Origin of the sequence: Collinsella stercoris DSM 13279, assembly GCF_020735465.1 — a bacterium.
Classification (GTDB): Bacteria; Actinomycetota; Coriobacteriia; order Coriobacteriales; family Coriobacteriaceae; genus Collinsella; species Collinsella stercoris.
The window spans coordinates 371,804-389,151 of sequence record NZ_CP085935.1; the positions used below are offsets into that span (position 1 = coordinate 371,804).

21 protein-coding genes are annotated in these 17,348 nt (G+C 61.2%); 12 read left to right on the plus strand and 9 right to left on the minus strand.

Features of this window, described 5'->3' with window-relative positions:
- Positions 1-18 precede the first annotated feature (18 nt).
- The 3 genes from LK434_RS01565 to LK434_RS01575 all read left to right on the plus strand — a co-directional run bounded on the left by LK434_RS01565 (position 19) and on the right by LK434_RS01575 (position 2,358).
- On the plus strand, positions 19-942 hold the full coding sequence (locus LK434_RS01565; RefSeq protein ID WP_006721646.1) for a helix-turn-helix transcriptional regulator: 924 nt from the start codon (positions 19-21) through the stop codon (positions 940-942).
- A gap of 280 nt (positions 943-1,222) precedes the next feature.
- Positions 1,223-1,549 (plus strand): hypothetical protein, encoded by a 327-nt coding sequence (locus LK434_RS01570; protein ID WP_227917790.1) that lies wholly within the window; start codon positions 1,223-1,225, stop codon positions 1,547-1,549.
- Between the two features lie 398 nt (positions 1,550-1,947).
- Positions 1,948-2,358, plus strand: a complete 411-nt coding sequence (locus LK434_RS01575; RefSeq protein WP_040361376.1) for a helix-turn-helix domain-containing protein — start codon at positions 1,948-1,950, stop codon at positions 2,356-2,358.
- Between the two features lie 142 nt (positions 2,359-2,500).
- Here LK434_RS01575 and LK434_RS01580 read toward each other — a convergent pair whose 3' ends face one another.
- The 5 genes from LK434_RS01580 to LK434_RS01600 form a co-directional block, all read right to left on the minus strand.
- On the minus strand, positions 2,501-3,454 hold the full coding sequence (locus LK434_RS01580; RefSeq protein ID WP_006721640.1) for a DUF4097 family beta strand repeat-containing protein: 954 nt from the start codon (positions 3,452-3,454) through the stop codon (positions 2,501-2,503).
- A complete protein-coding gene (locus LK434_RS01585) occupies positions 3,447-4,250 on the minus strand; it encodes a DUF1700 domain-containing protein (RefSeq protein WP_006721639.1) in 804 nt (267 codons plus the stop codon). Before LK434_RS01585 ends, LK434_RS01580 begins: the two co-directional genes overlap by 8 nt.
- The gene (locus LK434_RS01590; RefSeq protein ID WP_006721638.1) at positions 4,247-4,561 is read right to left on the minus strand and encodes a PadR family transcriptional regulator; all 315 of its coding nucleotides are present in this window, start codon (positions 4,559-4,561) and stop codon (positions 4,247-4,249) included. The genes LK434_RS01585 and LK434_RS01590 overlap by 4 nt, the downstream gene beginning before the upstream one ends.
- A gap of 272 nt (positions 4,562-4,833) precedes the next feature.
- The gene (locus tag LK434_RS01595; RefSeq protein ID WP_006721637.1) at positions 4,834-6,036 is read right to left on the minus strand and encodes a DUF4179 domain-containing protein; all 1,203 of its coding nucleotides are present in this window, start codon (positions 6,034-6,036) and stop codon (positions 4,834-4,836) included.
- Positions 6,020-6,694, minus strand: coding sequence for an RNA polymerase sigma factor (locus LK434_RS01600; RefSeq protein WP_227917791.1), 675 nt, complete (start codon positions 6,692-6,694; stop codon positions 6,020-6,022). Before LK434_RS01600 ends, LK434_RS01595 begins: the two co-directional genes overlap by 17 nt.
- A 188-nt stretch (positions 6,695-6,882) precedes the next feature.
- Between LK434_RS01600 and LK434_RS01605 the strand changes: the two genes are divergently transcribed.
- Both LK434_RS01605 and LK434_RS01610 read left to right on the plus strand, forming a co-directional pair.
- On the plus strand, positions 6,883-7,788 hold the full coding sequence (locus tag LK434_RS01605; RefSeq protein WP_040361373.1) for a hypothetical protein: 906 nt from the start codon (positions 6,883-6,885) through the stop codon (positions 7,786-7,788).
- Positions 7,785-8,105 carry a hypothetical protein gene (locus LK434_RS01610; protein ID WP_006721634.1) on the plus strand — a complete coding sequence of 107 codons (321 nt, stop codon included), beginning with the start codon at positions 7,785-7,787 and terminating at the stop codon, positions 8,103-8,105. The genes LK434_RS01605 and LK434_RS01610 overlap by 4 nt, the downstream gene beginning before the upstream one ends.
- Positions 8,106-8,139: 34 nt before the next feature.
- Here the strand turns inward: LK434_RS01610 and LK434_RS01615 are convergent, their stop codons facing one another.
- Entirely contained in the window at positions 8,140-8,574 is a 435-nt protein-coding gene (locus LK434_RS01615; protein WP_006721633.1) for a hypothetical protein, read from the minus strand.
- Positions 8,575-8,758: 184 nt separating this feature from the next.
- Between LK434_RS01615 and LK434_RS01620 the strand changes: the two genes are divergently transcribed.
- The 6 genes from LK434_RS01620 to LK434_RS01645 all read left to right on the plus strand — a co-directional run bounded on the left by LK434_RS01620 (position 8,759) and on the right by LK434_RS01645 (position 15,376).
- Complete coding sequence (locus tag LK434_RS01620; RefSeq protein WP_006721632.1) at positions 8,759-9,535, plus strand: class I SAM-dependent methyltransferase; 777 nt, start codon at positions 8,759-8,761, stop codon at positions 9,533-9,535.
- A gap of 91 nt (positions 9,536-9,626) precedes the next feature.
- Positions 9,627-10,259 (plus strand): GyrI-like domain-containing protein, encoded by a 633-nt coding sequence (locus LK434_RS01625; protein WP_006721631.1) that lies wholly within the window; start codon positions 9,627-9,629, stop codon positions 10,257-10,259.
- Between the two features lie 185 nt (positions 10,260-10,444).
- Positions 10,445-11,332 carry an AraC family transcriptional regulator gene (locus tag LK434_RS01630; protein WP_040361371.1) on the plus strand — a complete coding sequence of 296 codons (888 nt, stop codon included), beginning with the start codon at positions 10,445-10,447 and terminating at the stop codon, positions 11,330-11,332.
- 72 nt (positions 11,333-11,404) lie between these two features.
- Complete coding sequence (locus tag LK434_RS01635) at positions 11,405-12,760, plus strand: MFS transporter (protein ID WP_148334635.1); 1,356 nt, start codon at positions 11,405-11,407, stop codon at positions 12,758-12,760.
- Between the two features lie 710 nt (positions 12,761-13,470).
- The gene (locus LK434_RS01640) at positions 13,471-14,721 is read left to right on the plus strand and encodes an IS256 family transposase (protein ID WP_227917792.1); all 1,251 of its coding nucleotides are present in this window, start codon (positions 13,471-13,473) and stop codon (positions 14,719-14,721) included.
- Between the two features lie 223 nt (positions 14,722-14,944).
- On the plus strand, positions 14,945-15,376 hold the full coding sequence (locus LK434_RS01645) for a YjdF family protein (protein ID WP_006721625.1): 432 nt from the start codon (positions 14,945-14,947) through the stop codon (positions 15,374-15,376).
- A gap of 17 nt (positions 15,377-15,393) precedes the next feature.
- Here LK434_RS01645 and LK434_RS01650 read toward each other — a convergent pair whose 3' ends face one another.
- The 3 genes from LK434_RS01650 to LK434_RS01660 all read right to left on the minus strand — a co-directional run bounded on the left by LK434_RS01650 (position 15,394) and on the right by LK434_RS01660 (position 16,484).
- The gene (locus LK434_RS01650; protein WP_006721624.1) at positions 15,394-15,600 is read right to left on the minus strand and encodes a helix-turn-helix transcriptional regulator; all 207 of its coding nucleotides are present in this window, start codon (positions 15,598-15,600) and stop codon (positions 15,394-15,396) included.
- 7 nt (positions 15,601-15,607) lie between these two features.
- Positions 15,608-15,928: a DUF6442 family protein gene (locus tag LK434_RS01655; protein WP_006721623.1), complete on the minus strand. Its 321-nt coding sequence runs from the start codon at positions 15,926-15,928 to the stop codon at positions 15,608-15,610.
- Positions 15,929-16,025: 97 nt separating this feature from the next.
- Positions 16,026-16,484 (minus strand): zinc ribbon domain-containing protein, encoded by a 459-nt coding sequence (locus LK434_RS01660; RefSeq protein ID WP_006721622.1) that lies wholly within the window; start codon positions 16,482-16,484, stop codon positions 16,026-16,028.
- A gap of 303 nt (positions 16,485-16,787) precedes the next feature.
- Here LK434_RS01660 and LK434_RS01665 point away from each other — a divergent pair, with 303 nt between their 5' ends.
- Positions 16,788-17,099 carry a helix-turn-helix domain-containing protein gene (locus LK434_RS01665; protein WP_006721621.1) on the plus strand — a complete coding sequence of 104 codons (312 nt, stop codon included), beginning with the start codon at positions 16,788-16,790 and terminating at the stop codon, positions 17,097-17,099.
- Positions 17,100-17,348: the final 249 nt, after the last annotated feature.

Here is a 17,348-nt window from a genome sequence, read left to right on the forward strand (position 1 = left end):
TTGCTACCATGTGAGGCTATGGAGAGAATCACTGACATAGTACTGGTGCTCGTCGCGTGCGTGCTGTTCCGCGTTGCCGCCGGGGTCGCGAGCACGGCATCGGCCGTTGCGGGACTCGCGGGGGATGCACTCGCTGTCCCGACGGTCGTCTGCCTGCTTGTGGCGATCATCGCGGTGCTGACATGCGAGTGGGCGCGGGGGAAGTGGCGCGTGCTCGGCCCGGTGGCGTATTGCGTTGTGAGTTCGTTTGTTCCCGAGGGGCTATTTCTGCTTTCCGCCGTTGTGTACGAGTTGCTCCAATTCGCGCGGGAGCCGCTGCCGTGGCGCGCGGCGCCGATTGCTTTGCTATTGCCCGCCGCGCGCATGGTGGTCGCGCCGTGTGTTTCTGGGACGGAGCTTGCGTGCGTGGGCGCTCTGTCTGCGTTGGCGGGGCTGTTGTCCTGGCGGACGAGCATGCTGCTTGCCCAGCGCGACTTGCGGCATCGGACCCGGGACGAGTTTCGCGCGCACGAGCTGTTCGGCGCGGGGGAGCGGGGCGCCTCTGCGGTTGCGACTGGTTGCGTGATGTCCGAGGGCGCCGACGCGGGTGCCGGTGCGGGCTCGCCGTCTGGGCGGGTCGGAGCTGGCGCGGTGCTTGCCGCGGACGCGTCGACCGGTACGGATGCGGTGTCAGGTCGTGTCGATGCGTGCCCGGGTGCAGATGCGGGTCTCGCTGCGCATTCGCCCGAAGGCCGCTGCCGTTCTACGTTTTCCGAGTTGACCGATCGCGAGTACGAGGTGGTTCGTCTGGTCGCCGAGGGCCTGGACAACCACGAGATTTCCGCCGCTGCGTTCATCAGCGAGGGCACGGTGCGCAATCGGATCAGCTCCGTTCTGCAAAAGACCGGGTACAAAAATCGGACCCAGCTCGCCGTCGCCTGGTGGCAAGCCCGTGCGCGCTAACCCCAGATTGGGGACAGGCACTAATCTGAGGTGTGCGCCGCAGTCCCTGTGGGCACCTCAGATTGGGGGCCGTCTCAAATTGGGAGCCACTTTAGATTGGGGCAGGCGCCTTTGTGAGGTGACGATCCGGCGCGTTCTAGATTATCGTTCGGCTTCAAACCTCAGATTAGTGCCTGCCCCCAATCTGGGGTCGGCGATAATGGTGCATGACCCGTCGCCTCGCAGGTTGGAGGACGAATATGGCAGGCCTATAGTTTCGAGGCTCGAGCGCGACATGCGCATGGACATCGAGAGGTCGCGCTATAGCGAAATGGAGCTTGAGGGAATCCGTTGCATCCTGCAGCGCACGGTCGATGCGCGTGGCAAGGCGGCACGGATCGCGGCGGCGGTGCTCGTCGCGTTTGACGCGTTTTACGTGTGGGCCGAGTTCTTCGCCAATCCCAATCACGTGATGGGCGCGTTCTCGTTCTCCATGACCGTGTTGGTGGTTCTTGAGGTGCTCATCTGGTGGTTCGTGTGGTTCATCCAGATTGGCTTGCTCAAACGTGACTTCAATCGGGCCGTCGAACGCGGGTATCCGCAGCTCTTCACATGCCGCCTACGGTGAGGCGCGGTGAAGTTCGGAAGGCTCTCGCCTTCGTTTGGTATTTCGAGCGGGCCGTTTGCCGGCATATTTGCCGCTTTTCCGTTAAAGGGCTTGCAGACAGCCTGCTCGATGTTGTGCCATCGCGCTTTTCTGTTTGCACATGACCCGCTCGTCGCAATCCTGCTCGGAAAGCTTCGCAAAACCTCGACCATTCCTTGTTGTCGCGCCCCCGCAACGGTGCGTGGCGCATATGCAACGACATGTTGCGGAAATTGACGTGCCCAATTGGTGGTGTGCAACCGCAGGTGCGCGGATAGTTGATGCCGCGGGTCAGCTGGAGCCGGGACGAGCCGACCGCTCGGGCTCCGATGCTGACGTGCCGCTATCATGGTTTCATAGCTACCAAGGAGGCATTTGTCATGGACGACGCCATGGATGAGGCAACGAAGTTCGCGGATCGTCTGCTCGATTTGCGCCGCAAGGCGGGATACTCGCAGGAGCAGCTCGCGGATCTGCTGGGCGTGTCCCGGCAGGCGATCTCGAAGTGGGAGGGCGCTCAGGGGCGCCCCGAGGTCGACAACGTGGTCAAGTTGTCGCAAATCTACCGAGTGAGCACCGATTTTATTCTCACGGGGTCCGCAAGCGTGCCCTCGGTATGCGAGGCGCCATCTGCCCCCGCACCGCGCGAGCTGTCGCGCGAGTACCGCTTTGCCCTCAGCGCCCTCATGGTCATTGCGGGGACGGCGCTCGTGTTCGTATTGGTGGTCTCGATCTTGGCCATTCTTTCGATGGTACTTACCGGCGGCGCGGACATCCCGGGATGGAAATAGCGGATGCGCGGTCGTTCGCATGGGGCGACGAACCTCAAATCAGGGACTGTCCCTATTTTGAGCAGGGGCGGCGTGAAGATGGGCGCCGCCCCTGCTCAACCTGGTGGGACCTCAGAAAAGTGCCTGTCCCTCATTTGAGGTGTTAGCTGAACGCGATGTGGATGTCGCCGTTCTTGTTCTCGGCGCGCAGGGTGCGGGTGGCGTCGAAATTGCCGCGCGGGGCATCGACGTCGCCGTTGTCGCTGTAGGCGTCGATGCGGTAGTCGCCCTCGCTTCCGACACACGACAGGTCGATGTCGCCGTTGCTGCTCGAGAACGCGCCGCCGGCGAGAGCGAGGTCCTGCGCGAAGATCTCGCCGTTCTTGTTCTCGCAGGTCATCAGCTCGGACGCGGAGACGTCCGCCAAGATCACGTCGCCGTTCTTGTTGCCGACGTTCGCCACGCGCGCATCCACACCGCCGAGGGAGATCTCGCCGTTTTTGCTGGTGACGGTGAGCGCGTCCGCTTCGACGGCAGAAAGAAGGCTCTCGCCGTTCTTGTTGCGCGAAACGATCTCGCGTGCGGACACGTCGTTCAGCGTGGTGCTGCCGTTTCCGTTGGACAGGGACACGTTCGAGAGGCCGTGTAGCCTGTCGAGGAACACTTCGCTCGAGGCGCTTTCGACTTCAATCGCGCCGGTAAACGACGCCGGCACGCGAATGACGGTGGTCGTATCGGATACGCCGCCCGCCTCGGCGGGGGAGAGGTCGAGCATGACGCCGTCCATGGGCGTGCTCTTCACGTCGACGGTCAGCGTGCCGTCCGCGTCGTCGACGCCAACGCGCTGCGCGTTGCCGGTCCAATACTCGAGTTCGATGGCGTTGCCGGATGCCTGCTCAAACCGCACGCCCTCGCAGTCAGATCGAACCACGATGCGGCTGTGCGGAGCCGTCGCCTCGCTATCGAGCTCGCGCACGGTTTGTTCCCAGTCGTAATCCACGGTGGACAGTCGGCTCAGGTCGAATCCCGCCGCGGCCCACGTGCCGCCTGCGAGGAGCGCGCCCGTGCCGATGAGCGCGGCGGCGGTGATGAGCACGACTTTTGGAGCCTTACGCATGATGAGCACCTTCTTCCGAGGTGAGGGAACCGTTGTTGGCGCGAGCGCTGACGCGTGGATCTGTCGGCGCGGTGCCAGCGTCCGGACGCGGGTCAACCGGGATGCGGTCGGAATCCAGCCGCGGATCAATCGGGGCATGGTCGGCATGGTCGCTTGGGCCAGCTGTTGCGCCGTCGTGGGGACGAGCGTCACGATGCGCAGGCTCTTGGCCGCTCACGCGCACAAAGAGGCTGGCGATCCAGCGCGCGAACGAGCGTGTGGCGCGGAAGAGCAGCCTGCTTGCCCAAAAGACGCCAAAGGAGGCGAGAAGGCCGATCCCGCTCGCGATGAGCGTGATGCCCAGGGCGAAGATTCCGGATGGGATGGAGCCCTCCATGCCGAGCGAGGCGAGTGAGACGAGCCCCGCGATGGGCATGAGCACCACGGCCGCGTCGGTCGCCCACAGGGCGAGGATGACGGCCCATATCGCGACATACACGGCGAGCGCGGCCGCCGCAAGCGCGAGCGCGACGGGCACCCAGATGGGGGAGAACACGGCGAGCAGCACGATGTTGAGGGTGCGGCTGCCGGTGTTCGCGCGGGCGATGGCGCGCGGGATGGGCGGGGTCTCCGCGGCGATCTGCGCCGCGATCTCGTCGATCGAACCCAGGTCTGCCACCGCCTCGGCCTCGGAAAGGCCGTCTTCCATGCGGTCGCTGATAGCCTCGTCGTAGAACGCGAGCGCCTGCTCGACTTCGGCGTGCGGCAGCTTGCCCAGCGCCCGTTCGAGTTTGGATAGGAATTCCTGCTTGGTCATCGTTGCGCACCTCGCTTTACAAAGTTATAGATCGACATGATGTCCGCCTGCTCGGATAGGAACTCGGCGATGCGCTCCTCGCCGGTCGGCGTGAGCCGGTAATACTTTCGCAGCCGTCCGTTGTGCTCCACGGAGTAGGCGGTCAGGCACTCGGCCTTCTCGAGGCGCTTGAGTAGCGGGTAGAGCGTCGACTCGGTGAGGCCCAGGATGTCGGGCACGTCCTTGACGATCTGGTAGCCGTAGGAGTCCCGTCCCCGGAGCGACGCGAGCACGCATATCTCGAGGAAGCCGCGCTTCATCTGAGCATCCATGATACCTCCCTTCGAACGATACTATACTGCGCATAGTATAAGGCGTCAACTACCTCAATTTAGGGACTGTCCCTAAATTGAGGTAGGGGGATACGGCGGAGGCCGCGCTCGGCTCCCTCGGGGGGGTGCCGAGCGCGGCCTCGTTCTGCGCGCTGTTGCGGTGTTCGCTGGCGTGATGGGTTATTTCTGTGGTGCCCGCACCTCAAATGAGTGCCTGTCCCCATATTGAGGCGCGGCGGACGCCGTGGGTGTCCGCCGCGCGTTCGTGGCCGTTACTGGATGGGGACCGTCAGGTTGCCGACGGTGATGCTCTGAATGTCATCGAGCTCGTGGATCTGATCGAAGAACCAGGTCTTCTGCACGACGGTCTTGCCGTCTTGCGGCCATGAGCTGTAGCCGCTGCCAAGCTCCTGTACGGTGCCGTCCGTGAACGTCACGGTGAGGTCGCCATGGCCGGCGCGACGCTCCGGGTTGGTTTCGAGTCCGCTCGGCTCCGAGGGTCCGTCGACGGCATCGACCGTGTAGGTGATGGTCGCGCCGAGCGGCGAGATCGCAAGCTCGTCAACGACGGCGTTGTTGCCGTTGACGGTGAACTGCTGCCCGCTGGGCAGGTCGACGGAGAGGTCCTTGTAGTCGATCTTGAACGACATATCCCAGTTGCCCGTGGCGAGGGTCACGCGGGGGAGGTCCCGTTGCCCGTCCTCACTGGTAGGGATGTAGGCAAGTTCGGTGGCGCTGAAATGCAGCGTCTCGCCAACAAGGGCGGAATTCGATTCGCCGATGCTCATTAGTTCGACGTATTGGAGCGCATTGTCTGATGGATCGGCGTCAAAGGTGAAGCTTGTGCCTCCCATGCCCTTCATTCCGAGTCGCACTGCTGTTAGGGCATTAATGCTGCCGCCACCTTCGATTTTAAGATTGTATGAGTCGTTCTTATTCACCGTCAGCTCATCAAACGCGGTCCCGTCGTCCTTCTCGACGGTGTAAATCACCGCGTAGGCGTGGCGCATGCCGATGATGGCGTCTGCCGTGATGGTGATGCCGTTGCTCGTGCAGCTGGCGCCGATCGGCCGGCCAATGCGATTGATGAGTTCGGTTTGGGCGGGGCCCGCGCCAAAAACGGAGGCGAGAGAGTCGGCGGCACGGGCGAGCGTTCCCGTGGCGTACGCGGCTCCTCCGCCAAGGGTCAGCATGGCCACGATGCCGAGCACGGCGGCGATGCGGGAGACCTTGCCCCGGCGCCGCGCAGTGCGAGTGGCATTCGCGGTGCGCCCGGGACGCGAGGCGCGGCGGGTCGAGCTGCGAGCGCCCATGGCGTCGTTCATCTCCAAGATCGCGGCGGGCCGAGCATCAGATGTGGGTGCTGATTCCGCCTCCTTGGCAAGGCGCTGTGCCATGCGGGATTTTTGCTCGGTGGAAAAAGAGAGCTTGTCGAGTTCCGATCGATACCCGGATGCGTCAAACGTCGAGCTCATGGTGAACTCCTTCCAGTATGGGGCGAAGTTTGGACCGTCCGCGGCTGAGTCGCGTCGCCACGGCGGATTCGGATGCGTGCACCATCTCCGCGATCTGCTTGATGGAGTACCCCTCGTAGTAATGCAGGTAGATTGCCTCGCGGTATTCCAGGGGCAGCGCCATGACGCTCTGCAGAACACGCGCGTCGCGCGCCTCGATCGCACGCTCCGATGCATGATGGGGCGCGGTGGGCTCGGGTATGTCGTCGAGCGCGATGGTGCTTCTGACCTCCTGGCGTCGCAGGAGGTCCTTCGCCGCGTTGATGGCGGTGCGCACGACCCAGGCCCGCTCGTGCTCCGCGGAGTCGAAGCCGTCGGCGTGGCGGAGGGTTTTGAGCAGGACGTCTTGGCAGATGTCCTCGGCGTCTTGCGTGCTGTGCAGGTAGGTGTAGCTCACCCGAAGTATGGTGTCCGCGTACGTCGCGACAAGCCGCTGAGCCTCTGCCTCGATCGCGTCTCGCCTCGCGTCGTACGACGTTTTTGCTCCGAGCCTGCTTTGCCCCGAGGCGCACGTTGCTGCCGTCTCGGCCGCGCTGCGCCTCGGACTGCTCTCCGCTGCGCCTGGCGCGTCTTGACCGCCGCGTGCCAAGCGCCATGCCGATGCAATCCAACCCGTCATGTCCTCACCTCGCTTTCTTTCGTGGACCGTGATGTGCGAGGGACCGGTTCTCGATATCTCCCTCTATCAACAATACGCATGAGGTCGCAAAAGTTGGCAAGGGGGATGGAGAGTTTTTGACGGGGGCGGATGTCCGCTCCAGGATGGCTGGGGTAGAATTGCCGCAACCGACGCAAGGAGATGGTCTTATGAGCCATGCCCCCACACCACCGGCCCCCGCACCTGAGCCCAATAGCCTGGGCAGCGTGCCTCCTGCGGGGGGCAAGCACTCCGCATATTGGGACATGGATGCGCAGGAGACGGCCGTCGCGTACCTCAAACGGCTCCGTGCGGTGAGGGTCCAGTCGATCGCGCTGATCATCGCGAACCTCGTGGCGACCATCTGGTTTGTCGAGGCGGGAAATCTCCTGCTGTACGGCATCGGTCTTGCGCTCGTGTTCGTCATCGCGCTCGTGGCGCGCGTGCGCATGGGGATGCTGTTTATCAATCTTGGCGAGGTGGTCTCGCAGGATTGCGACCCGGTGCGCTATCGTGCGGTGCTCGACGTGCTGGCCGAGCGCGACCGTTTTGGCCGCTCCGTCAACACTATCGCCATTGAGCGCGCGTACTGCGACTACCTGGAGCTCGATAGCGCCGGGGCGCTGCGGCGCTTGGGAACCGTCACCTTTAAGCGCAAGGACAACCTCAGATGGTTTCGCGCCCTGCAGATCGAGTTTTTGAGTCGTGTCGATTTGGGCGACATCGAGGGCGCCCGCGACACGCTCGCCCGACTCTCTGCCTTTCGCCAGAACTTCAAAGCGGGCTCGCGCAATCGCACTTCCGCCGATATGCAGGTCGCGGACTACGCCGTCCTGGTTCGTCCGCCTGCCGAGCGCGATGCCGCGGACGCCGCTCGCATGCGCGAGCGCATGATGCTCGCCGATTGTCATCAGCAACGCGCCAACTGGCAGCTCTATCTGGCCGAGTACGAGCTTTTGCACGGTTCGCCCGAGGAGGCCGCGCGTCTCGCGAGCGACCCGACGCTCAACCCACTCACCCCGCGCATGGAGCGCCTGCACTCCGAGATCCTGGTGGGGCTGGAGGCGCGTCGATGACAAGGGACCTCATATGCGGCGGCTGTGGCCGCGCGATTCCCGTCAAGTTCGGCGTCATGCCGAGACGGTGCGCTTGCGGCGCGGAGTTCGAATGGGCGTCGATGGGCGGGGCGGGGAGGGCCGTCGCTGTCCTAGCGGCGCTCGTCCTTCTTATGTCGCCGCTCTTCATGCTCATATGGATGGCGAGATCGCTTCTGCAGGATTCGATCGCCCTGTACGTCGTTGCGCTCGTCATAGGCCTCTACTGGTTCCGCGTGTGCGAGACGCTGCTCGTGCGCTTCGGCCTGCTGCGCATGGAGGGCGTCGAGGTCAAGTAGATGCGTGCCAGCCCCTCGCAACGCGGATGGCGCGTTAATAGCCCCAGCCGACGACTTCCCACGGCGCATGTTTCGAGGGCCTGGTGAGTATCCATTGCCAGTCTTCATAGCTGTCGTTTGGCGAGAATCCCTCGTCGGCGGCCTGCCAGTTGGTCGTGAATTCGGATAGCACGACGATGCGGTCTCCAGCGTCCTCCTGCTTGTGCTCAGGAGTTTCGTCCAGATATTGAGCTTCAATCTCATCGTCATAGCGGAGTTCTTTGAGCGTGCAGCCCTTGAACCCCGATGCGAACTCCGATTCGATGGCGTCGAACGCGGCTTCGATGTCCTCTTTGGTGTAAAGGTCCGTGGCGTGTGCGATGCGCTTGGCTGATTGCACGTTCCCGCCAGATGGGAGGAGGAGTGCCATGAGGATGCCGAGGGCGACAAGTGAGCTTGCCGCTGCGATAAGGACTTTCTTCCTGTTCATGCGCCCTCCTGTGAGCGATGGTTCGAAAGATTGGGCGTCGAACCCAGCTGCACCTAGTGGTTAGATTATAGTGGGGCGAGGAGGTTAGTTCGCGCTGATGATTGTGCGGACTCGTGCGGGGTTTAATCCGCGGGGCTTTTGGATGCACGCGATTGAATCAAGTTGAATACAGGAGGCCCAGCGTATGCCGGAAATAACGAGAGATACCTACGTCGACGTGAACGCGCGTGCCATCGACGGGTGGAACGCAAAGGGTTGGGAGTGGGGTACGCCCTTGAGCCATGAGGAGTATCTCAAGGCTAGACAGGGCGAGTGGCGCATGTTGTTGACTCCCACCAAGCCCGTTCCGCTCGAATGGTATCCGAGCGACCTGTCCGGCCTGCGCGTGCTGGGACTCGCCAGCGGCGGAGGTCAGCAGATGCCCGTCTTCGCCGCCCTCGGAGCGCGATGCACCGTGTTCGATTACACGCCTAGTCAGCTGGAATCCGAGCGGATGGTCGCCGATCGCGAGGGGTATGAGATCGAGGCCGTGCGGGGCGACATGTCCAAGCCGCTTCCCTTTGGGGATGGTGAGTTCGACCTTATCTTCCATCCCGTTTCGAACTGTTACACAGAGGAGGTCAAGCCGCTTTGGCGCGAGTGCTATCGCATTCTGAAGCCTGGTGGTCGCCTGTTGGCGGGCATGGACAACGGCTTTGGGTACGTGTTCGACTACCCCGCGGAGGAACGGGCGATATACAGCCTGCCGTTCAACCCGTTGAGGAATCCCGACCACATGGCGGCGCTCGACCCCGTGGAGGACGGCATCCTGTTCTCGCATACGCTGGAGGAGCAGATTCGAGGCCAGTTGCAAGCTGGTTTCCAGCTGATTGACTGCTATGAAGACACCTCTGGCAAGGGTCGTCTGCATGATCTGAACATTCCGGTTTTCTGGGCGACCTACGCCGTGAAATCGCGTTAGGCGAATCGACCTAAACTGCCCTGGAAACTCATTGACAAGAACATATGTTCGATTATCATTAATTCAATGATGTTCGCGAGAGGGGATTGCGATGGCATTCGACTACAAGAAGGAATACAAGGAGTTCTACCTGCCGCCGAAGAAGCCGACGATCATCGAGGTCCCGGAGATGACGTTTTTGGCGGTTCGCGGCCACGGCGACCCCAACGAGGAGGGCGGGGCGTACAAGGACGCACTCGAGGCGCTCTACGGTGTGGCGTACACCATCAAGATGTCCAAGAAGGGTGACCATCGCATCGAGGGCTACTTCGACTTCGTGGTTCCGCCGTTGGAGGGCTTTTGGTGGCAGGACGGTGTTCTGGGCGTGGATTACGCTCGCAAGGAGGATTTCAACTGGATCTCGGTCATTCGCGTGCCCGAGTTCGTGACGCGCGGGGATTTTGATTGGGCCGTTGCCGAGGCGACCGCCAAGAAGAAGCGCGACTTCTCGATGGTGGAGCTTCTCACCATCGAAGAGGGTCTCTGTGTCCAGTGTCTGCACGTGGGCGCTTATGACGACGAGCCGGTGACGGTTGAGGCTATGCGCGCGTTTGCCGAGGAAAACGGCTACATCGAGGATTTTAGTGACGAGCGCCTGCATCATGAGATCTACCTCAACGACGCTCGCCGCACCGCGCCCGAGAAGCTCAAGACCGTGATTCGGCATCCGGTCCGCAAGGTGTAAGGCGAACGGCGTTGTTGGCGTCAGCGCGGTGCATAATCGAGGGCCTTTTCTGACGTATTGCTGGCGGAACTGTATATTAAGGTTTGAAACGCCCTAGCTACCAACCTTTCATTTTTTGTACCGTCAATGCGAGGACAGGCCGATCGATGTGCCCCATGCTGTCCTGTTGGAAGGATGGTGACTTCATGGGCTGGATTGAAGGCCTGAACGCCTCGATGGAGTATATAGAAAAGCATCTCGATGACGATATCGATGTTGTTGAGGCGGCGCGTCTCGCGACATGCAGCGAGGGACAGTTTCGCAGAATGTTTTCCTATGTCGCTGGCGTGGGATTGACTGAGTATATACGCCGTCGTCGTCTATCGTGCGCAGCACTCGCCCTGTCGAGAGGAGAGCGGGTGATCGATGTGGCGATTCGTTGCGGTTACGCGTCTTCCACAGCATTCACGAGGGCGTTCAGGGAGGCGTTCGGTGTCTCTCCGAGTGACGCAAGGCGTCCAGGTACCACTCTCTGCGTGTTTCCACAACTCACGTTTTCCTTGGCGGTTGTGGGTTCAGAGCCCCTTTCATGGAGGATCGTTACGCATGACGAGATGCGCTTGATTGGAATAGCGTTTCCATGTGATGCGGCGATGGATGCCCCTCTGATTCAAATGGCCGACGAGGGACGGGAGGAATTGCGCCATTTCTGGGGTAGTGCATCGCAGGCTGGAGATATCGAACGCTTATTTTCCTTGGCGGATGATGGCGGTCCTCGGAGAATCTTTGGAGTTAACTCCGTGAGAAGAGGAGATCTGACATATCACATTGCCGTTTCCTCTTCTGAGGAGGCTCCCGCTTGGACGGATGAAATTCGCGTATCTCGGGGGTCATGGGCCGTTTTCGAGTGCGTCGGTCCGTGTGAAGTTGCGACTGCGGAGCACTATCACAGGATTTATGCCGAGTGGCTGCCGGCATCGGGGTACGAGCTGGCTCACGATGTGAGCCTTGAGGTGTATCCGAGTGGAGATTTCTCCTCGACGGGGTATCGCAGTGAGATTTGGATACCCGTGGTCGAGCGAAACGAAGTGTGACCATCCTTCCTTCTGTTCATTGCCGATTCGTCGGCATCGCCCTCAATGGGCGTAGAAGGGAAGGAAGCCAACATGAGAGAACTGAGTGCTTCGGGCCGTGGTGCCATTGGCAGGCCGATGACTATCGGCCTGATGCTTGCTCTGTTTATTGCGGCGTTAGATTCCACAGTAGTTGCCACGGCGATGCCTGTGATTTCTACTTCGCTGGGAGGCGCGGCGCATTATGCTTGGCCGATGACGGCGTATTTGCTATCGAGCACAATGTCGATGCTGTTGTGTGGCGGCATTTCATTTAGTTTTGGCCTTAGGCGCGTGTACGCGGTGGGACTTGTGTTGTTCGCCGCCTCTTCTGCACTTTGTGCCGGTGCTTCCACTGTTGAGATGCTTGCTGCGTTTCGCTTTTTGCAGGGCATCGGAGGAGGCATTCTCGAGGCAGGCGTCTTCATAGCTGCTGCCGTGATGATGCCTCCCAGAGATAGAGGCCCCTACTTGGGTGCTGCCTCTGCTATGTACGGCGTGGCGAATGTGGTCGGACCAGTCTTTGGTGGGGCGGTTGCGCAAGGTCTTTCCTGGCACGTGATCTTTTTGGTGAATGTTCCCGTTGCAGCCGGTGCGTTTGTCTTGACGACAAAGTTCTTGCCGAAAAGGAACGTCAACGACGGCACTTTTACGTTCGATACGTTGGGAAGCTTCGCTGCTGCAGTGTGCGTGGTGAGCTTGACGGGCACATTCAGCTTGGCGAAGAACGTGCTTTCGTTCGTTGCATGTATGGTGCTGTGTGTAGTGTCGGCATGTGTGCTTGTGCATATTGAAAACGGTAAAGACGCGCCAGTTGTTCCGATGGGGTTGTTTTGCCGAAGCGGGGTCGTTGCAGGCTTCCTGTCGGGATTCTGCATCCAATTCGCACTCATGACGTGTGTAACGTATCTTCCAAGGGTGTTTCAGGAGATGCTTGGAATGGCCGCTTCATCTTCTGGCGCCGCGCTGATTCCCATGACGCTTTTGCTTGTGGCTGGAAGCAACATTTCGGGAGCGGTGTTCCGGGCAACGGGTCGCTTGCGCGCCATTGCCGGTGTGTCGTCGTTGATCGTTCTGGGAGCATCTGTCGCATTTGTTGTCGCGTTTTCGACCTTGACGCCCTCATCGATTATTGCGTTTTCGGCAGTAATGGGACTTGGGGTTGGTGTGGGCATGCCCATTTCCAATCTTGCAGCGCAAACCGGTTCGGCGAAGAGAGACGCCGGACGAGCAACGTCTATGGCGATGTTTTTCAGGGGGCTTGGAGGTACGGTGTCAACAGCCGTGTGCGGAATGCTGGCCCCTGCTGCGTCGGAAACCGGTACGTTCACAGTGTTTTGTGTGGCATGCGTAGTTGTGTTGTCCGGGCTCTTCGGATCGCGATGGATTGCTCGTGAGATAGCGCCCTAATCTCATCTTGCGATTAATGTCTTGAGAGGTTCAATGCGAGAACGATGCATGAGTCTGCTGTGAGGCCCGCTATGAGAAGAAGCGTTGCAAGCAATGTTGCGGTGCGAAGGGGAGTGTAACAGTCTCTGCCCTTCAATGGGCAATTTTGATTGGCGAAAAACGGTACCGAGCTCGCGTAGCTCGGTGCCGCCCAAGAGAACCCGCGCATGGCGTACAGGGGCTCCGTAAAACGGGTATACTGGTGACGACTCGGGAGGCGTACGCCCTCCTGGATTTAGCTGGTGGGGTAAAACCCGCACGAACAGCCGCTCCTGCCAGGGCGGCTGTTCCCTTATCTGGCGAGTCTCACCCCTTGGCCGTTAGAAAACGGCAAGATAAAGTAGCGCGATCGATAAAACGAGCACGGCAGCTGCGAGAAGCAGCGCGGTGATTTTCGCCATGGGAACCCTCCTAACCCCCTGCAAGGACTTGGAGGGCACCGCCCATGTCGCTGATTCTATTGTAGCATAAATACGAACTAATGTTCTATTTTGACAGGATTGTATTGGGAATGCAGTGTGCATCGAAGCAGAATGTTGTGGCCTTGCGCTCAGGAGGCTAAGAGGGATCACGTCGAAAATGTTGGTGTAAGCAAGGTCGATGAAGGGACGGCCGCTGCCTAGAATTCATTACAACCACGAAATGGATTCAAGAGAAAGGCAACGGCCGCAATGGACACTTCACGGCAACTTCCAACCCACGGCGACGGGCTCCTCGACATGAGGGAGCTGGCCCGGACCCTGCTCGAGTCCATGGTCAACGAGTTGATGGACGCGCAGGCCGACATGCTGTGCGAGGACGGCGCCAACGCCCGCAACGGGTACCGAGAGCGGGGCCTGGCGACCCCCGTCGGCGACATCACCCTGCGCATACCCAAGCTGAGGGCCGGCACCTACTTCCCAGAGGGCATAATCGAGCGCTGCTCGCGCGCCGACCGGGCGGTGGCCGCGGCCGTCGCGGAGTCGTGGGCGAACGGCGTCTCGACGAGGAAGATGGAGCGGATCGCCCGCGAGATGGGCATGGAGAGGCTCTCGAGGGACCAGGTCAGCGCCATGTGCAGGTCGCTCGACGCCGAGGTCGGCGAGCTGGCGTCCCGCGACCTGGGCGGGATCGAGGTGCCGTACCTGTTCCTCGACGCCACGTACGTCAAGTGCAGGAGGGACGGCCGCGTGCGGTCGACCGCGGTCGTCACCGCGATCGGCGTCGGGTCCGACGGCGTGCGCCGCATGCTCGGGATCGCGGCGATCGACACCGAGACCTACGCGGGTTGGCTCGGCTTCCTGCGCGGGCTGCGCGAGCGAGGGCTCGACGGCGTGCGCCTCGTCGTCAGCGACGCCCACGCCGGCCTCGTCCGCGCGGTCTCGGAGTGCCTGCCGGGCGCCGGCTGGCAGCGCTGCGTCGTCCACCTCGAGCGCGACGTTTGCTCCCTGCTGCCCTCCAAGCGCCATAGGGCGATGGCGGCCAAGGCGATGCAGGCGGTCTTCCGCGAGTCGGACCCCGCCACCGTGAGGTCGGCGTACCGCGCGGCGATCGACGCGGTCGGCGCGCTGTCCGCCGCCGCGGGTGCGCTGCTCGAGGACGCGGAGGCCGACGCGCTCGCGTACCTGGACTACCCCGCCGAGCACAGGCGCCGCATCCGCACCAACAACGTGCAGGAGCGCATGAACAGGGAGATAAAGCGCAGGTCGCGGGTGGTCCAGGTGTTCCCGAGCCCGGAGTCGATGCTGCGCCTGGTGGGCGCCGTGTGCGCCGAGCAGGACGAGGACTGGTCGAGTAGGCGCTACATCTCGCCCGAGTCCATGCTCAGACTGGCCGAGCCCGCGGGGCCCGAGCCCGTCGAGAGCGAGGCGTCGCGCAGGAGGGGCCTCATGATCGTCGAGACGGCGATGGAGCTCGCCGGCACGGGGAGGAGGGCGGCGTGATGCTATGATGCAGATGGATTCTGGCGGCGGCCCGTTCCCGAACGACGGGTTACACCAACTTTTTCGACACTACCCTAAGAGGGAGCGGGACTATACTGATGTGCATCGAAGATAAAAACACGGTGCCCGTCGGGTAGTCGGGCCGTGGGCGTTCGCCCGCCAGTAACCTGCCTCCTTGGTTGTCCCTTCTTCGCGTAGCCCTACATAGAAGGAGGTCGCGGCTATGCGGAAGCGGGAAGTCTCATCGACGCTGACGGTTTATCACGATGGTCAGTTTTGGGTGGGCATGGTTGAGCATGTCGAACGGGGCGAGTTGAGCGTGGCGCACGTGGTGTTTGGCGCGGAGCCATCGAACGAAGAAATCTATGCATGGGTGCTTGGGCATTGGGAGAGCCTGCAATTAAGCGAAGCCTGCGTACCCGTCGATTCGCGTTCGGAGCGCATGGCTGGTAATCCCAAGCGCCGTGCGCGTGAGGTCGCGAAAGCCATGAAGGCACGCGGAGCCTCGACGGCATCCCAGTTGGCCCTGGCGCGTGAGCGGGAGCGGGCGAAAGGGGAGGCACGCTCCACCAGGCGGTTTTCGCATGAACGGGACGAGCGTGAGCGGTGGGAGCTCCGCTGCGAGAAGCGCCGCCGGAAGCATCGCGGGAAATGACCGACGATTCCGGGTCTCTAGAAATAGAACAGTTCCTCGAATTTCTTGTCGAGCGCGATACAGAGGACAAGCGCAAGCTTCGCCGTGGGGTTGAACTGTCCCGTTTCGATCGAGCTGATGGTGTTTCGGGACACTCCCGTCATCTCGGCAAGCTGTGCCTGCGAGAGTCCCCGTTCTTTGCGAGCCGCCCTCAGCGAGTTCTTAAGGGTTAGCGATTCCTTCACGGCGGTATCAGCCCAACAGTGCGTAGGCGCATAGCAAGGCAGCGGCGCCGACGGTGTATGCAACGGCTGTTATGAGCGTCCATCGCGACCTGCTTTTGCTCCATGTATAGGCATGCGCGGCGGCGAGGTACGCGAACAAGATGGCAAGCAGGTCGTACGGGTTTCCACCCTTCGTGAGCAAGCGGATAAGGAAGATTGCGGCAGCGGAGATTGCCATGGACACCGCTCCCCAGGTGCACGCTTTGTCGGTCACCCTGCGTTCCCGTTCGTCACGATGCTGGTTATCCATGCGGCTTCTTGCAAGGACTTCGCTCCTATCCATGCTCATCCCCTCTCTTGCCAAGCTTTATTGTCATTGACAGTATATCGATGCAAATAAAACTTGGCAAGAAATTTCAAATGCAGGAATAGATGAATGGGCGCGGCTACGCGTCCTTGCTGCTCCACCGGCGCAGCGTGGGCAGGATGGCACCGAGCAGCGAGGCACATTCATCCACGGACCAATCCATATGCTCGGCCATGCGCGGGGCGCAGTCCTCGATCATCTCTTCCATCGTGGTTTCGTACGTGTAGGCGCCCTGGTCGTAGCACCAACGGCAAAAGTCCTCGGTTTCGGTTCCGTCGGCCTCGTGGCCGTGCTGGTCGGGGACGGTGAACATCATGCCGCAGCTTTGGCAGTAGTGTTCCGGCATGTCGAGCAGGCGCATCACGGGGACGTCGAGTTCTCGGGCGATGAGTTTGATCATGTCGATGCCGGGTTCCGTTGCGCCGGTTTCCCAGCGGCTGACCGCCTGACGCGTGATGTAGAGCCGCGAGGCGAGCTCTTCCTGGGTGAGGCCGCGCTCATGGCGGAGTTGAACGAGGACGTCTTTGAGCAGAATCATGGTGGTGCTCCTTTGGTTGGGTTAGCGGGTGTCGTGCGGGTCGCCCGTGCAGGTCGCCCGCGCGGGCCTTCGCTGAGATTATCTCGTGTCTGTTTGGTCGGGTCGAGCAACGGACTGTTGCGCCTATGTTGACTCGTGCGGCCTGCGATGAAGCTTTATGCCGTTGGCTATGTATGTGGATGTACCGAAGCTTGGGGACTTTGCGGCGATACCGCTCCGATTTCTAGTTGTGGAACTCGTTAATGCCTAACATCTGTGACATTAACTAGTATAATGTCTCAGATATGAGACATTGGAGTTTATATGAAGCGTCCGACATCGATATCGATCAAGCTCGCGTCTAAACGATTTGGCGAGCACGTTGCCACATCGCGCAGGCTTCAGGAAATGACCTCGCAGGAATTGGCGGGTCGTGCGAACATTTCGCGAGCCACCTTGTCCCGCTTGGAAAAAGGAGACCCCTCCGTAGGATTCGAAGCGGTGCTGGGCGTATGTCGAGTGCTTGGAGCTCTTGATGTGCTTGTCGACTCGATCGATCCGTACGAGACGGACCTGGGTCGCGCTCGTGCGGACTGGTTGCTTCCCCAGCGAGTGAGGCATAAGAGGGCATGCTAGCCGTTGTTCGGCACAAGGCCGATGGGCTGCGGAAATCATTCAAGTTGTTGACCTCAATTTAGGGACAGGCGCCAATTTGAGGTAGGACGGCAGCGGAGAACCCCGTGTGTTCCACGTGGTCATCTTCTCAAAGAACTCCCCTCGCGAGCATTCGCCATATCGGGTGGGGCAGGGCTTCGGACTTCCTGCGTGGCCTTCTTCGTATGTAACGCCCTCTCTCCTCATGCTTGGAAAGAGGGCGTTTCCATG

What these genes read in the sequence shown, in the direction of transcription:
- LK434_RS01565 (WP_006721646.1), top strand. Translation starts at nt 19, where the DNA reads ATGGAGAGAATCACTGACATAGTACTGGTGCTCGTCGCGTGCGTGCTG.
- LK434_RS01570 (WP_227917790.1), top strand. Translation starts at nt 1,223, where the DNA reads ATGGACATCGAGAGGTCGCGCTATAGCGAAATGGAGCTTGAGGGAATC.
- LK434_RS01575 (WP_040361376.1), top strand. Translation starts at nt 1,948, where the DNA reads ATGGACGACGCCATGGATGAGGCAACGAAGTTCGCGGATCGTCTGCTC.
- LK434_RS01580 (WP_006721640.1), bottom strand. Translation starts at nt 3,454, where the DNA reads ATGCGTAAGGCTCCAAAAGTCGTGCTCATCACCGCCGCCGCGCTCATC.
- LK434_RS01585 (WP_006721639.1), bottom strand. Translation starts at nt 4,250, where the DNA reads ATGACCAAGCAGGAATTCCTATCCAAACTCGAACGGGCGCTGGGCAAG.
- LK434_RS01590 (WP_006721638.1), bottom strand. Translation starts at nt 4,561, where the DNA reads ATGGATGCTCAGATGAAGCGCGGCTTCCTCGAGATATGCGTGCTCGCG.
- LK434_RS01595 (WP_006721637.1), bottom strand. Translation starts at nt 6,036, where the DNA reads ATGAGCTCGACGTTTGACGCATCCGGGTATCGATCGGAACTCGACAAG.
- LK434_RS01600 (WP_227917791.1), bottom strand. Translation starts at nt 6,694, where the DNA reads ATGACGGGTTGGATTGCATCGGCATGGCGCTTGGCACGCGGCGGTCAA.
- LK434_RS01605 (WP_040361373.1), top strand. Translation starts at nt 6,883, where the DNA reads ATGAGCCATGCCCCCACACCACCGGCCCCCGCACCTGAGCCCAATAGC.
- LK434_RS01610 (WP_006721634.1), top strand. Translation starts at nt 7,785, where the DNA reads ATGACAAGGGACCTCATATGCGGCGGCTGTGGCCGCGCGATTCCCGTC.
- LK434_RS01615 (WP_006721633.1), bottom strand. Translation starts at nt 8,574, where the DNA reads ATGAACAGGAAGAAAGTCCTTATCGCAGCGGCAAGCTCACTTGTCGCC.
- LK434_RS01620 (WP_006721632.1), top strand. Translation starts at nt 8,759, where the DNA reads ATGCCGGAAATAACGAGAGATACCTACGTCGACGTGAACGCGCGTGCC.
- LK434_RS01625 (WP_006721631.1), top strand. Translation starts at nt 9,627, where the DNA reads ATGGCATTCGACTACAAGAAGGAATACAAGGAGTTCTACCTGCCGCCG.
- LK434_RS01630 (WP_040361371.1), top strand. Translation starts at nt 10,445, where the DNA reads ATGGGCTGGATTGAAGGCCTGAACGCCTCGATGGAGTATATAGAAAAG.
- LK434_RS01635 (WP_148334635.1), top strand. Translation starts at nt 11,405, where the DNA reads ATGAGAGAACTGAGTGCTTCGGGCCGTGGTGCCATTGGCAGGCCGATG.
- LK434_RS01640 (WP_227917792.1), top strand. Translation starts at nt 13,471, where the DNA reads ATGGACACTTCACGGCAACTTCCAACCCACGGCGACGGGCTCCTCGAC.
- LK434_RS01645 (WP_006721625.1), top strand. Translation starts at nt 14,945, where the DNA reads ATGCGGAAGCGGGAAGTCTCATCGACGCTGACGGTTTATCACGATGGT.
- LK434_RS01655 (WP_006721623.1), bottom strand. Translation starts at nt 15,928, where the DNA reads ATGAGCATGGATAGGAGCGAAGTCCTTGCAAGAAGCCGCATGGATAAC.
- LK434_RS01660 (WP_006721622.1), bottom strand. Translation starts at nt 16,484, where the DNA reads ATGATTCTGCTCAAAGACGTCCTCGTTCAACTCCGCCATGAGCGCGGC.
- LK434_RS01665 (WP_006721621.1), top strand. Translation starts at nt 16,788, where the DNA reads ATGAAGCGTCCGACATCGATATCGATCAAGCTCGCGTCTAAACGATTT.